General features: G+C 52.1%; 14 protein-coding genes. 8 read left to right on the top strand and 6 right to left on the bottom strand.

Annotated elements, in window-relative coordinates:
• Positions 1 to 11: 11 nt before the first annotated feature.
• Complete coding sequence (locus G5B30_RS00880; protein ID WP_165318064.1) at positions 12 to 500, bottom strand: hypothetical protein; 489 nt, start codon at positions 498 to 500, stop codon at positions 12 to 14.
• On the bottom strand, positions 478 to 1,827 hold the full coding sequence (tilS, locus tag G5B30_RS00885) for a tRNA lysidine(34) synthetase TilS (RefSeq protein ID WP_165318065.1): 1,350 nt from the start codon (positions 1,825 to 1,827) through the stop codon (positions 478 to 480). The genes G5B30_RS00880 and tilS overlap by 23 nt, the downstream gene beginning before the upstream one ends.
• A 239-nt stretch (positions 1,828 to 2,066) precedes the next feature.
• On the opposite strand from tilS, the gene G5B30_RS00890 reads away from it, so the two are divergent.
• The 4 genes from G5B30_RS00890 to G5B30_RS00900 all read left to right on the top strand — a co-directional run bounded on the left by G5B30_RS00890 (position 2,067) and on the right by G5B30_RS00900 (position 5,589).
• The gene (locus G5B30_RS00890; protein WP_206366967.1) at positions 2,067 to 2,810 is read left to right on the top strand and encodes a Fic family protein; all 744 of its coding nucleotides are present in this window, start codon (positions 2,067 to 2,069) and stop codon (positions 2,808 to 2,810) included.
• Positions 2,811 to 2,977: 167 nt separating this feature from the next.
• Positions 2,978 to 3,175 (top strand): hypothetical protein, encoded by a 198-nt coding sequence (locus G5B30_RS00895; RefSeq protein WP_165318066.1) that lies wholly within the window; start codon positions 2,978 to 2,980, stop codon positions 3,173 to 3,175.
• Positions 3,176 to 3,251: 76 nt separating this feature from the next.
• Entirely contained in the window at positions 3,252 to 3,410 is a 159-nt protein-coding gene (locus tag G5B30_RS17330; RefSeq protein WP_240903077.1) for a hypothetical protein, read from the top strand.
• Positions 3,379 to 5,589 carry an OstA-like protein gene (locus tag G5B30_RS00900; protein WP_240903069.1) on the top strand — a complete coding sequence of 737 codons (2,211 nt, stop codon included), beginning with the start codon at positions 3,379 to 3,381 and terminating at the stop codon, positions 5,587 to 5,589. Before G5B30_RS17330 ends, G5B30_RS00900 begins: the two co-directional genes overlap by 32 nt.
• On the opposite strand, the gene G5B30_RS00905 is transcribed toward G5B30_RS00900, so the two are convergent.
• Positions 5,580 to 6,566, bottom strand: coding sequence for a hypothetical protein (locus G5B30_RS00905; RefSeq protein WP_165318068.1), 987 nt, complete (start codon positions 6,564 to 6,566; stop codon positions 5,580 to 5,582). The two genes, G5B30_RS00900 and G5B30_RS00905, sit on opposite strands and share 10 nt — an antisense overlap.
• Positions 6,567 to 6,845: 279 nt before the next feature.
• Between G5B30_RS00905 and G5B30_RS00910 the strand changes: the two genes are divergently transcribed.
• From G5B30_RS00910 to G5B30_RS00925, 4 genes are all read left to right on the top strand, one after another.
• Entirely contained in the window at positions 6,846 to 7,238 is a 393-nt protein-coding gene (locus G5B30_RS00910; protein WP_206366968.1) for a hypothetical protein, read from the top strand.
• 74 nt (positions 7,239 to 7,312) lie between these two features.
• The gene (locus tag G5B30_RS00915; RefSeq protein ID WP_165318070.1) at positions 7,313 to 7,942 is read left to right on the top strand and encodes a Crp/Fnr family transcriptional regulator; all 630 of its coding nucleotides are present in this window, start codon (positions 7,313 to 7,315) and stop codon (positions 7,940 to 7,942) included.
• Positions 7,943 to 8,036: 94 nt separating this feature from the next.
• Positions 8,037 to 8,633 (top strand): MauE/DoxX family redox-associated membrane protein, encoded by a 597-nt coding sequence (locus G5B30_RS00920; protein ID WP_165318071.1) that lies wholly within the window; start codon positions 8,037 to 8,039, stop codon positions 8,631 to 8,633.
• Positions 8,634 to 8,784: 151 nt separating this feature from the next.
• A complete protein-coding gene (locus tag G5B30_RS00925; protein ID WP_165318072.1) occupies positions 8,785 to 9,081 on the top strand; it encodes a hypothetical protein in 297 nt (98 codons plus the stop codon).
• A gap of 68 nt (positions 9,082 to 9,149) precedes the next feature.
• Here G5B30_RS00925 and G5B30_RS00930 read toward each other — a convergent pair whose 3' ends face one another.
• The 3 genes from G5B30_RS00930 to G5B30_RS00940 are packed head-to-tail and all read right to left on the bottom strand — an operon-like array spanning position 9,150 to position 14,622.
• Positions 9,150 to 10,559 (bottom strand): RagB/SusD family nutrient uptake outer membrane protein, encoded by a 1,410-nt coding sequence (locus G5B30_RS00930; RefSeq protein WP_317164299.1) that lies wholly within the window; start codon positions 10,557 to 10,559, stop codon positions 9,150 to 9,152.
• Positions 10,559 to 13,741: a SusC/RagA family TonB-linked outer membrane protein gene (locus tag G5B30_RS00935; protein ID WP_165318074.1), complete on the bottom strand. Its 3,183-nt coding sequence runs from the start codon at positions 13,739 to 13,741 to the stop codon at positions 10,559 to 10,561. Before G5B30_RS00935 ends, G5B30_RS00930 begins: the two co-directional genes overlap by 1 nt.
• A complete protein-coding gene (locus G5B30_RS00940) occupies positions 13,738 to 14,622 on the bottom strand; it encodes a TlpA family protein disulfide reductase (protein WP_165318075.1) in 885 nt (294 codons plus the stop codon). The genes G5B30_RS00935 and G5B30_RS00940 overlap by 4 nt, the downstream gene beginning before the upstream one ends.
• Between the last annotated feature and the right edge of the window lie 6 nt (positions 14,623 to 14,628).

Consider the following 14,628-nt stretch of genomic DNA (forward strand, 5'->3'; position numbering starts at 1 on the left):
CTTAACATATTTTAAGACTTCCCCTCTTTCGCCTTCAGGATGCTCTCGTACAAAGCCTCCTGTTTGTGCGTACCGATGATATACACCAGTCCGTCTCTATCCGTCAACCATACGGCCTCCTTACCCCCTGCATAAAAGCGTATTTTTCCGTTTTTGTGCAAGTTGTACACCGGATTATTAAAAATAAAGCGGCTATAATCTTTCTTTTCGACCTTCACCACCGCAGACAGGTCGATCTTCACCAGACTCGTTGTCCAAAGACCACTCATCGTAATATTATTATTCGACACCACCGTCTGATAGTGCAGCAAGTACATCATGATGACCGATACAAAAATAATTGCCGAACCCACAATAAAAAACAACTGCCGCGAGGCCAGATGATCAAAATTGAGGTAATACGCTATAAAACAAAACAACGCCAAAACCAACCGGATACTTATCCATGATTTATCCCGGCCCAGATACTGCCGTTCTTTAAAAATGTAATCCTGACTCATCCTTCTTATTTAGACAAACTAATGTAAGAACTTTTTGTGTATTTTCCGTAATCTTATAGCGATCATCGATCTGATAGCCTCCCACCCAGAGAATATCACCGTTGCCATTCACCCAGATCGGAATATGTTGTTTCTCAAACACATTGATTTTCCGTCCCACAAAAAAATCACTGATTTTCTTTTTCCCCTTCATGCCCAGCGGCTGAAAATAATCCCCCTCCTGCCAGGTCCGCACCTCCAGCGGAAACACCAGCTTCTCCGCATCCAGTTGTGCCTGCTGCGAATCCCGCAGTAGACGTACATCCTCCGAGACCGATAGCCCGAACAACTGTCTCCCCCAGCTGACCTCCGCTTGCCCTGCATGCACGACCGCTCTTTCCGCTGCTTCCCCCTTCGCACGCAAAATCAACATCTCCCGATCCAACAGCAACACATACGACGGCGCTTCAAATACCCTTCCCGGTTCCTTATCCCAAGCCGTCCGAAGATCCTCCAGAACTCCCTTCGAAAATCCAAACGGCTCAAACAGCAGAAACAACAAACCGATATCCATATCCTGTAAAGCCTTCTTGTCCACCGTCCATTCCTGCGGACCTCGTTCTACCAACAGTTCCCCGCGGCGTGCCGTCACAAAATCCCGCAACACCCCATACGACTCCTGAAAACGCGCGATATTATCCGCCATTACCTGAATAAAATCCGGATTCAATTGTTCAAATTGCGGTATAATATCCAGACGGATCTTATTTCTGCTGTATTTCGTCGAGAAGTTAGACGCATCATCCCGATAAGGCACCTCCAGTTGAGCCACTGCCGCCGTGATCTCCCGCGAATCCAAAAACAGCAAGGGACGGATAATGTTATCCCGCTCCGGCAAAATACCACGCAGGCCCTGCAGCCCCGTACCCCTTGATAAGTTAAACAACACCGTCTCCACATGATCGTTTTTATGCTGCGCTACCGCAATTTTAGCACAGTTCAGCTCCGCCGCCAGCTCCGCAAACCATCTGTAGCGCAATTCCCGGGCAGCCATCTGTATCGACATTTTATGCATTGCGGCATACCCCTCCGTATCAAAATGCTTCACATGCAGCGGCACCCCGAGCGAAGCACAATACCCCCGCACCAACTCCTCATCCCCATCCGACGCCTCACCCCGCAGACCAAAGTTGCAATGCGCCACCTCTATCGCCCAACCCACCGCCTGAAAAAGCCACAGCATCAACATCGAATCCCTACCCCCACTCACTGCCAGCAGTACCCGATCTCCCTTTTGCAAAAGACGATTAGCCACAATAAAATCCCTAAACCTCTCCAGAAGCTCCATACCCCAAAAGTAACGATAATTGATTATTAACTTTTTTTTCCGCAAAAAAAAGATATCTATAACACTCGCGGTACCTAGATGCGGGGTGCAGGCGGAGGAGGCGTGATGAATCTTGTCCGGATAGCATTTATCGAGATAAATAGATTTTATCATGACATATCTTTGTCGCGATAGAAGTATAACGACATAAACTTGTCGCAATTCTTGTATTCGCGACAAAAGACGCCATCGAATTTCTTGTGGACACGGCAGACGAAATAGGGTTTAACCGATATACTATTCTCAATCTTCACGCTCTTTTGTCCAATAACCTGTTACCTAATCCGGCAGCATCGGGCAGGTTGCGGGAGTTTGGCGTGGGCATTACCAATTCCGTTTTTACGCCATTGGGCGTTCCGCAGCTTATATCTGAATTTTTCGACCTTATCCTGGAAAAAGCAAGACAAATTGAAAATCCTTTTGAGCAGGCTTTCTTCGTGTCGGTTCATTTCCCATATCTGCAACCCTTTGATGATGTAAATAAGCGGGTTTCACGTTTGGCAGCAAATATTCCGCTAAACCGTCACAATCTCGCACCTTTGTCGTTTATAGATGTGCCTGAAGAGTATTATGTAAAAGGTATTTTGGGTATTTATGAACTGAACCGCATCAGTTTGTTTAAGGATGTTTTTATGTGGGCTTATGAAAGGTCGGCACTACGCTATGCCGCTATTCGCCAATCTTTGGGAGAGCCTGATATATTCCGTTTGAAATACCGGGATGAAATCAGGGCTGTCATCGTGGCGATTGTGATGCAGGCAATGAGGAAAGATGAAGCCATACAAATCATAAAGAATGTAGCCGAAAAACTGCAATTGGCAGACAGGGCAAAATTTATAGAAGCCGTAGAAACAGAGCTGATGGGTATGCATGAGGGAAATTTTGCCCGATACAGGATTATGCCTTCCGAATTCAATAAATGGAAAGCCGGATGGGATAGTTAAATAACGATTGATTTTTAAAACAGGTGCTATGACAAAATGCACAAACCCTTCGTACTGCTAAAAATGCCGCCAATGTTGCATCAGCCCCTCTACCACCAGCGCAAACCCTGATGCCTGCTGAAGCAGTAGCCAAATGCGGGTTGCAGGCGGAGGAGACGTGAGATGAGATGTTAGATATTAAATTGAGACATGAGAAGATATCAGCAATACCCGTACAAATCCGAAAAATGTCGCCTTGGCAGATCGGCAATAGCAGGAATGGTGATCCTTTGTGCCGAGATGGCACAGCGACGAGTTTTGGGTACTTTTTGCGGTCAAAAAGTACAAAAGCCCATCGTGGCAACGACAATAAAGGAACAATGTAAATTTCACCAATTAACATTTTTTTGCTATTAATTTGTATATTTTTGCGGATATGAAACACGGGGCTATACTTGCGCTTTGCCTATTCTACAGCTTGCTGTCTTTTGGACAGATCCGGCAGGGCAATACCAGCGCTCAGCCCGGCAGAGACCGGCTCAACCTCGTGTCATCCAGCAGTGGTCGTATCAACGCCTCGACCGGACATATGGTCTTCTTCAATCCTGTCTACGAGCATAAAGGAAACACCCTATCCGCCGACAGCGGCTATATTTATGAAGACGAGATCAAGCAACAATTTTTCGAAGCTTTTGGCCACGTTGTCATCACACAACCTTCCGGTACCGTCATCAATTCCGACTATCTACATTACGATGCCACGGCGCAGCATGCCCGTCTCACCGGAAACGTCAAGATGGTCGACGCCACTTCCGTGCTGACCACCAATTTTCTCACGTACAACATGCGATCGAAGGTAGGTACCTATCAAAATGGAGGAAGGATCATATCTCGGGGTGACACCATCACCTCTAAAAACGCCTATTATTTCGAAAATACATCCGATGCCTATTTCCGGTATAAGGTCATTGTACGCACGCCCAATGTCAAAGTGTACACCGACACCATGCGGTACAATTCCATCACGAAAGACACCTACTTCTTTGGGCCGACCAATATCAAAGGCAACAAAAACGAAAATCTCTATACCGAGCGGGGCGTGTATAACACCGGAACCGGTATTGCCAAATTCAACAAAAACAATCTCTACACCGAAGATACCAAGTTTCTCAAAGGCGACAGCCTCTACTACAACCGGGACAACGGCATTGGCGAAGCCTACCGGAATGTCGTCTTTGTCGACACCCTCGATAAGTTTTACGCCTATGGTGGAAAAGGCGTTTACCGACAAGACGAAGAATCCATCTTGATGACCGAAAAGCCGCTCATCATTACCGTGGTGAAGAACGATACTACCGCAAATCAGGAAACTGCCGATAGCACCGCTGTACAAGTAGACAGCACGATCCGACAAATGGATAGTACTCCCGTACAAACGGACAGTACGCTAATAGAAGTGGATAGCACTGCAGCAGCAAAGCAGTTGCGGGTGATGGAGAAAGACAGTGTGCCTCCTGCAGCCGTCGATTCCGTGTATATGACTGCCGACACGCTATATTCCCGGGTTATCCCTATTCGGGATTACCATCCACTCGACCTCAAACTCGACCGTGATGGCGGGCAACTTATCGACGAAGAAGAAGTCGATTATGGCGACGTATCCGAAACCGGAGAAGTGGGCGCACAGGACAGCACCCTCAGCCCGTTGGACAGCAACAGTACAGTCCTGCCCGACAGCACGGCACTACAGCTCGACGCAGCGACCTTAACCGACAGTACGACGGTCGTGCCGCCCGATCCGCCGCAGATCAAAGCCAAACGTCCGCCCCTCAGAGCTGAGCCTGGGAACGCCACGATCGAAATGACCCAAAAGGCCGACAGTACCTTGCGGCAGGAGGCCGTCATCCCCACCGGAAATGAAGCCAACGACTTGATTACTGAAGCTCTCCGCGTCGCGCAGACACCCGATACCGTGGCTCCCGATACCGTACAGCAAGCAGATAGTCCGCCCGTACCCACACTCGATTCATTGGGCAACCCTCTGGATTCATTGAGTAGTCCGCTGGATTCGCTCCGCGCGCTTCCTGACTCTGCCAAAACACGTATCGTACGCGCTTATTACAACGTGCGCCTTTTCAAGTCCGATCTACAAGCCGTAGCCGATTCAGCTTATTACGGCATGGTCGATTCGATGTTCCGCTTTATGGGCCGTCCGATGATATGGGCGCAGGGATCCCAGATCTCCGCAGACACCATCTACATGCAGATTATCAACCAGCAGGTCGACAATGCCCTTTTAAAAAACAATGCCTTTATGGTCAATGCCGTACTCGACACCGTCAAGTTCAACCAGCTCAAAGGACGAAAGATTACCGCCTTCTTTGCCAACAACAACATCGACCGCTTATTCGTCGACGGCAATGCCGAGAACCTCAGCTTCTCGGCCGATGAAGAAAAACAAATCATCACCGAAATGTTTCACGATCGCGGGGCCCGTATTAAGGTGAGGATGGAAAACAAGGAGATCATTGATTACATTACCATCCGGAAAGTCGACCAGAAAGTTTACCCCTTCAGCATGGTCACACAGGAGAATGAAATCTTGCAAGGCTTTATCTGGCGACCGCAGGACCGCCCCACTTCCAAAGAAGACCTCCTCAACCGCAAACGCGAAGTCCCTAAAGAAACGGTACCTGCAGCACCCGCTGATGCCACTGCTTCTGGTGAGCAAACACCTGAAGAGCCGAGTTCCAAAGCAGCAGCGCCGAAAGATACGCCCTCCCCCCCACCTCAATCGTAATAAAAATACTTTCCCCACCCCTCCGTCGCCAGCCGATCCCTTTCCTTAAAATGCTGTTTGACATTCGGTCTACACCGCACCGATACCTCCGTCAGCTCCCGCAGGTCAAGCTCCTGCTCTTGTACCCCCTTAGCAATCTTCCGGGCCACCACCTCTTCCAGCAGCACCGCCCCCGGCATATCCCTTGATTCCGCAAAATACCACATATTCAGATACACCTTTCTGTTGACTTTCACAAACCATGGACTCACCTCCCACGATTTCAATACCGAAGACGTACAACGGCAGTATGTCCGATTGCCCTGTGTGTCGATAAAATACGTCCCCTCGCTCTTCGAAAAATGCAACAGCAGGATATTAAACACCTGTATCCGTCTTTCCGTTCCCCCCGGCAGCTCCTCCCGTCCATATGCTTCCCCTGGCTCCTCCGCCGATAATATAGTCATCTCTGCCAACTCATTATCCTCCTCGTATGACTCATCCTCACCTTTGCCCGCATTATTCTGCGCCCAGATCAGCCCTCCTTTGAAAAGATTCCAGATCAACCTATTAAAAACTGCCCAATGCGGCTTTTTGTATATCATAAAATGATAACCCCATACAATCGCTGCAAAGAAAAACACATCTCCATGCAGATAGCCGCTGCTCCATACCGTTTGTCCATGCATTTCAAACAAGAGTTCCAGCATCCCGATATGTAAGCAGGAGATGATCAGAAAGCCGATCAGAAAATAAGCTATCGCACCGCTTTTCTTTTTCCACTTGTGGAGTGGTCGGGGGCGGTACCCCAGAAATATATTGTAGCTCATATTGCTGAAGAACATATAGACCCATAATAAAGGCACCGTTATAATAAACATCGTTCGAAAGAGGCCACTTGACGCATAATGGAAAAGATTATAGAAATGCTGCCGTGTGATGATAATGTAGGCGCATGCACAAGAGATCAAAAAGGTATAAGTCACTAATTTCCACATGATAAATACTGTTTGATTCAGACGTAATTATTTCTAAATGGTTTACAATACGCCGTACACATTAATAATTATTAACCTAAATAAACTAAAAACAAGCAAGCAACCAAATAAAAAATAACTTTTTGATAAATATTTTTCTACAAAAACATCAAAGTTTTCCACAATTGACATCACGTTGGGAAGCAAATTTGCATACATGGGGAAAAAAGACACTTCTATTTTCGTGAAATCCAATCCAACTCTATTTCCTTTGGAGTACGAATTTTTAATTCAGATTTTATGAAAAAACCATTCAACACGATTGGGGTTGCCCAGGTGCAAGCCCAAATCCTCGCCTTACCCGCGAGCGAAAAAGCAGCCGAGCTGCAAGCGTTACGCACGGACTTTGTCGCGTGGATGCACACGCATTTCGATCTCAGTCCATCCGAGCAGGCCGATCTATCGTCTCTTCCCGCAACCTTCTGTGATTCCATGGCCCAGCAGGTTGCCGATGTATTAGAAGAAGGCGGTCTCTTCAGCTTTTTTAAAGAAGAGCAGGACGACACCGCACAACGTGGCGAGCCTCGAGGCAAGGACATCCTTCTGCAACCCGTCCGACGTGCGCAGTATTCGTTTGACGATGGTACGTTGACCGATGTCCGTGATCTGTCGATCGCTATCACTTACCGATAGCCGACAATCTTTAACATTATCCCGCATATAGCTCTACCGAAATGGGGCTGTATGCGGGATTATCCGAGCAAGTCATGAACCACTATATCCGCTCCAACAATCCCGGCCTACGCTTTTTGCTGGCTTACTGGAAAAAATACTGCCAACTCGACCCCTGGCATACCGATTGGGCGAGGCGGTATATCCGGATCCAGAACGGCATTCGCAGAGGCCAAACGCTGTACCTGGAGGGCGATCACCATAAAAAAGTATACTTCGTCACCCAGGGAATGCTCGCCCGAGTACGATATAATGATAAAAGAAAACGCCAGCTCCTGAGCGTAGCCCTGCCGGGCATGGCGCTGATGTGTACCGACCACTTATACAGTCATACGCCCAGCAAAGGGGATATCGTCGTACTTCGCCCCCGCACCGTCGTCGTCGATATACCTTATCAGGCGATAGTGGCATTCAACCAGCAGGAACCACAGCTCAACACACTCCTTAATATCCTGACCAATAAGAAAAAAAAGCAGATCACCACATTGTCCCGCATCCTACACGAGACAGACCCTTTCGTACGGCATCGGTTATTTGCCCATGATATGCCTGACCTACAAGCGCTACTGACGCAGATTGAGCAGGCCGAACTGCTGTGTATTTCTCGGAAGACAGTCCAAAGGTCACAATATTACCTGCTGACGGGCAGAAAGTCACAACATTAGCGCCACCTATAGGCGCACCATCCCATTACAATCTCTTCTGACCTTTGAAATAGCGTCACTGCAATCAGCAGCAATAACTCAAATGAACAAAACAATGAAAACAAATACATACCTACTGAATATAATTACCATCCTGCTGATCGTATTCTGGTTGTACGTAGCGCTGGATAAATTGTGGAATCTCGATGGCTTCCACGCTTCACTGCTCAAGCAGCCTTTCCCAAATTGGTGGGCGGATGTCTTATTTTGGCTATTGCCGCTAATCGAGTTAGGTGTGGCCGCAGCTTTTATAAGGCCTCTACGCCGGCCGGGCCTGACACTTTTTGCCTTTTTCAACCCATTCTTATTATCTTCTTTATTAATGTTTGTTTTTACGGTGTACATCGGCCTCGGCGTGGCGGGGATATATGCCAAGCGTCCGTGCAGCTGTGCTTCCGTCTTCCGCAGTATGTCCTGGGAACGGCATCTGATCGTGAACATAGCACTGCTCGGTATATCGCTTTATGGCTATTATCTCTCCCGGAAGGATAGCAATGATAACGGTAGTATGAAAAGTGGGAGCACCTCCTTCCCGCCATCCGACAGCGATAATTTAATTTCCGGATTATTTGTTTTCATGTCTTTTCAGAAATGGTTTTGCCGCACGTTTGCACTGTTCCCGGGCAGGCCGGTACTGTATAAACCTAAATGATACGTTTTGCCGTATCCCCGTAAAAAGATACGGCCGGGGCTTACAAGGTCTGCCGCCCCGATAGAAGAAAGGCGGGCCGGTTTATATTTTATATAAAAATAACAATACCATGGAAATTTTAAAGAAATACACGCTGGCGATAGTCGCCACCGTGACGATCATAGGCTTCAGTGCCTTTCAGATACTGGACGACCCGGAAAGCGGCTGGTATGAAATAAGCACCCCTTCGGGCGATCCGAACCAACCGGAAGACCAGCAGATTGATGGCTTTACCGACACCAATCCACCGCTGGAAGACGAATGTAACACAGCGAACCAGGCCGAACCCTGTCAGGTGAACCTGGACCTCAGCTCGTTCTCCTCGTCGACACCACTGGAGGATATGACCGTGGAGCAGGCAGTAGATTCGGGAGCAGTCGCTATCCAATATGCGAAAAGACCTGAATAGACAGGGCTTCTTCTGACAGAGAAGGCAGGGATGCGAGATTCCCTGCCTTTTTATTCCTCTACAGCCCGCTACCTTTCGTTCTGCTGATAACCGTTGAACCCGATCACTTCCGGCGGTATCGGCCACACATATTTCGGAGAATTGGGCAGCAGTACATAATCTTTACCGTCCACGGTCCGTATCAGCGTATGTGCGGTCAGCGCATCTTTGTTCAGCCTCCTCAGGTCCTCCCACCGGACTCCACGGAAGGCCATCTCCCGTCGACGCTCCTCCAGTATGTAGGCCAGTAAGTCCCTGTTCTCTATCCCATCGGTATCTGGAGATGTTCCTTCCTCAAAACGATGGACTGCAAGGTAGCGCAGGTCACTGCGGGCAACCTCCCACCGTTCCAGCCTGGCCGCACATTCCGCATGGACCAGCACATACTCCGATAAGGTCAGCCCCGTGAAGTTGCCGCCTCTGCCGTGGTAGCCGCCACGGAAGTAGATATTGCCACCGCTGCCCGTACGATAGAAGATATCCCGGCGCAGGTCGCCCGGAGCATACAGGTCCAGCAGATCCGTGTTCACGTTCAGTCGGGTGCTGTTCATGATCGTATGGTTATGTGCTTCCTCATAGAATACCACCTCAGGGTTGCTCTGTCCGTAATCATAGGTAAAGGCATAGGACTTTGAACCGTCCAGCCCATTGTAATCGATAAGGCTGTCATCGAGATCCAGAGCCTCCCCTATGGCAGCAAAAGCGCTTCCATAATCGTCCATCTGCATGTATACCCGGGCAAGAAGGCCAAGTGCGGCGAGCTTGGAGGGGCGCATCTTATATTGGGGAAGCCCCTCCAATAGACCGGCTGCACGGGTAAGATCATCCACGATAAAATCATAAAGCTCTTTCACGGTAGACCGTCCGGGGGATGCCGTGGGGTCGGAATCCCTGCGCAGGGGAACCCCGGGGTCCCGGGCAGCATCCTCTCTCCGGTAGGGCCTGCAGAAAGTCTGGGCCAGGATATGGTAGCTCCAGGCCCTGAAGAACAGTGCCGAGCCCTGCGTATGGTTCCATGCGGCCTGGTCCTTTACAGACGGCTTCAGCCGCGAGAGGCCATCCAGAACAATATTCGCATGTAGGATACGCTGATAGGCCAGGTTCCAGTCCTGTCCCGGTTCACCCTCATAGATTTCATCGAGCCACAGATAGGCATTCCGGTGCTGCTTCCTGTTGTTGGTCACCGGCAGGTTCTGCCAAACCGTCGTCTCTACCCGGTATTCCTCCCCGGCGATCAGGGCGAACGAATTCGCAGCGGTGATGTTCATCAGCGCCGTGGTATTGTCCAGCAGTGCCTGATAGTCCGAGATCTTTCCCGGGGCCGCGATGCTCATATCGGATTTGACGTTCAGAAAGTCCTCCCCGCAGGACATGCACATCCCGCCGCACAGCAACAGGATATATAAACAAAGTACTTTTTCCATAATATTCCCTTTCATCAAAAATTGAACTGTATCCCTGCGCTGTACCCCCGCGGAGCACGGAACAGGCTGTTTGCATAATCCGGATCGATCCCCAGACCGTTGGAACGCCACAGTATACCAAGGTTGCGTGCATAGGCCTGCAGCCGGACGTTCCTTATCCGCAGCCTACCCGCCAGCGATTCCGGCAGCCTGTACGACAGACCGATGTCCTGCAGACGGATATGGTCACCGCGGGTGATCAGTGCTTCGGATTTCATATATATCGAAGAAGCGTCCCGGTACGTGTCGGCATCCGCCAGCGGCACGTGCCGGGGCACGTCCGTCCATGCCTCGTCCCCGGGCCGTTCCCAGCGGCGCAGGTAGTCCACATGATAGCGGTCGGCATATTCGTCCGAACTTCCCATCGATGTACGACGGAACACATAACCCGATTTCCAGCCCACCATGAACGTCAGCTCCACACCTTTCCAGCCTAGTGTATTGCGCAGCGATCCGTATACCGTCGGCACCGAGGATCCTACGTCATGCAACATCCCCCGATCCAGGTACTCCAGGAAGTACCTGCTGTAATCATCGCTCTGCACCCCGTCCATATAGATGATAGGAAGGCCCGTCCCGCCCGAAAGCCCATGCCAGGGGATCGCGTACACCACGTCCCTCGACTTTCCCACCGTCGGCGGCACCGTACCGGACAGGTAACCTGTGGCAAGCAGGTTATCGTTGGTCCTGTAGTCGGTCACCTCATTGCGCACCCACTGCGCCAGCACATCGGTCTTCCAGCTCAGGGCACCCCGCAGGTTGGCCGTGGACAGCTGCACGTCCCAGCCCCGGGTCTTTATGTCGGCATAGTTGATCTTATAGCCATCGGTTATGCCGAACGTCGGATCCAGGTAGTCATCACCGATCAGGTCGTTACCGTGCTTGAGGTAATGTTCGACACTTCCCGAGATGCGTCCGCCCGGTGCCCGCCAGTCGAGCCCTACGTTGACCGTACGCACCTTCTCCCACCGCAGCGAGGGATTGCCGATGCTGCGCAGCATCGCACTGGTCAGCCCGGTGTACGAGGTACCGAACAGTACGGTCGGGTAATGCGTCACCGTTTTGTTGACATTCCCCGCAATACCATAGGTTCCCCGCAGCCGCAGGTAGGGCAGCATGTCCGTCAGGCCGTAGAACCGTTCCCCGCTGATGTTCCAGCTACCGCCCACCGACCACAGCGGTACGCCCTTCTGGTTGGTCTTCACGCCGAACAGGTTCGAGGCATCCCACCGGATACTGCCGCTCAGGATATAGCGTTTATCGAATTCGTAGCTCCCATTGGCAAAATAGGACAGGTCACGGTGCACGTACAGCCGGTGGTTGGACACCGCTCCGGGGATACGCCGTTTGGTGCCTGCCGGCCGCGTGGGATACGACTCATCAAAGTTGAACTGCGCCGTCCCCGTCAGGTACTCCTCCTCGTAGTTGTACAGCACAGAACCGGGCAGCTGTTCGGTCTGCGCATGCCGGATCTCCATACCCGCCAGTGCGGTGAAACGGTGCCTGCCCCCAAGCTCTTCCGCATAGTCCAGCTGTGCCCGTCCGAAATGCGAAAGGTTTTCCAGAGCGGGATTGTTCCGGTATATCCCGTTGAACGGGATCACCTGCGATCCGTTGGACTGCGTGAACGTGTTGACCAGGTCGCGCACATAGTAGCTGTCCTTTAGGGAATGTGCCTCCGAGCGACTATTCCCCCGGGTATACCGGTATTGTAGGCTAAACGACATCCCTGTCATCAATTTTGCCCGCACGTCGGTATTCAGCCGCAGTTCGCTCGACATGGACAGGTTACGGCGAAGCTCCCTTTCCTCCAGTGGCCGGAAGAGCCAGTCCAGCAGTCCGTTCTCTTCCGCCTGTGCCACATAGTAAGGCCGCAGCCCGGCTTGCGGTACCGCCATGGCATTGCCTTCACCGTCCTGCAGCTGCAGGTACGGCGCTATAAGGCCTCCCTGTGACAGCCCCTCGTAAGCGATACCATCGGTCGAACCCCGGCGGCCAACATAATCCAGACCCAGGCCGATATCGACGGCATCGATAGGGCGAAACCCGTGCCGTAGGCCCAGGATGGTCCGTTTGCCGTCGTTGCCCACCACATCGCTGCGGCTGCCGTGGTATCCTGCGTTCAGCGTATAGCGGTGCCGTCCACTGCTGCCCCTGATGTTCAGCGCATACTGCTGATAGGCGGAACTGCGGTACAGGTGATCCATCGCCTCCCGCCGCGTATCGGTACCCGACAGCCGCTCCTCGATATCCCGCAGTTCCCCGTCGTCGAGGATACCGTCGGCATGCTGCTTCAGGTAGTCCACATACAGGCTTACGCCCTCGTTATCGGCGAAAGTATAATGTCCCAGACCGAAGCGTTCCTTTTCGATGGCCATGACCGTGGCACTCGGAAGCCAGGCCCTGCCATAGGTCAGGTCGGGCCGGCCGGCAAGTCCAGCGCCGGCATTGAACGACACGGCGGGCCTCTGCCCTTCGGTGGCACGTTTACTGGTGATGACGATCACACCGTTGCCCGCGCGTGCACCCCAGATACTTGCCGCCGCAGCATCCCGGAGCACTGTGATACTTTCGATGGTATTGGGGTCGATATTGCCGATATCGCCCTCATACGGAAAATTATCCAGTACGATGAGCGGTGTCTCGTCCGATTCGATCGTACTCAGGCCACGTACACGGATGGCCGACGCCGTGCCTCCCTCCGGCTGCACAAACTGCACGCCCGGGGCCATGCCCTCAAGACGCTGCAGGATATTGCCGCCCATCGCGCGGTTGAGCGCCCCGTTGTCCACGTGCACAAAGGAGCCCGTCGCCCGTTCGGGCGGTACCGTATAGTAGCCCGTACTGACCCGTACCTCTTCGATCTCGCCCGTATTCCTGTCCAGCGCGATAGAGATACCCGTAGCAGCCCTGTCGACGGCAACGTGCCTGCCCCTGTAGCCGATATGTGAGATCCACAGGGTATCGGGACCGGGCAGCTCCAGCACGAAGCGACCTCCGGCGTCGGTGCGGGTCTGTAGCCCGGAGACCACGGCCTTTATACCACCCCCCGTTATGGCACTCCCTGTCTCTGCATCCCGGAGGTAACCGCTGATACGGATCTGGCCGGTCACTGCACAGCTGCAGAGGAACGACAGCAATAGGATAAACGCTCTCATAGTACTTCCCCCTTTCCGTGCAGTGCCGCACCTTCCATTTCCATATCCACCGCTGCACCGGATATCAGTGCCCTGAGCTGCGCGGTGTCCAGTCCTTTATTTTTGGGCACCGCATAAAAGATGCCGTTACGGATGATCACAACATTGCCTACCTGCTGCCTGTGGAAGAAATAGGCGTTGACCAGCGGGTGGATATCACCCACCACCGTGGGCAGCGGCCATTGCCGTGCACGGATAAAATCAGGAACCTTGTCCTGACGGCTCACGTGTACACCGATAACGGCCACGCTGTCCGCAAGCCCGGGTGCCAGGCCGTTCCAGCGGTCGAACGATTTTATGCAGGGCGCGCACCAGGTCGCCCAGAAGTCCAGTACCAGAATCGGACGGCCCGCCATATACTCCCGGAAGGTGACCCTGCTGCGCCCACCGGGGTGGTTGACAACCGGTAACGGCAGGTCCCAGAAACTCTCCGGCACGGTATCACCGATAACCAGCGCAGGGACATCTTCCGTGTCGCGTACCAGGCTGAACGTCGAGGAGCCCCTGCGGAAACCTCCGTCCTGCAGTTCCGCGGTATAGGGAACAAAGCCATGGCCGGAGATACGCACCTCGCCCGATACCCAGCTCCCGGGGATCCGGTAAGTCCCCGCCGTATCCGTGTAGACACTCTCGTTCCTGCTCATCAGGGTCAGCCTCGCTCCTTCTATAGGCTCGAAGGTATAGTTCTTTAAGACCCTGCCGCTCGTCATGCGCCCATCGGCAGTCCCGACCTCTTGCCGGGACTGCGCCCGGGCATCAATTAAAACAAACAAAAAGGAAACAAAAAATAACGTTATATACCGTAACCCAGACACCCTCGGCATCTGGTTACCGCCGTTCATACCGTA

The sequence above is a fragment of the Sphingobacterium sp. SGG-5 genome (assembly GCF_011043525.1).
In the GTDB taxonomy this organism is placed as follows: Bacteria; Bacteroidota; Bacteroidia; order Sphingobacteriales; family Sphingobacteriaceae; genus Sphingobacterium.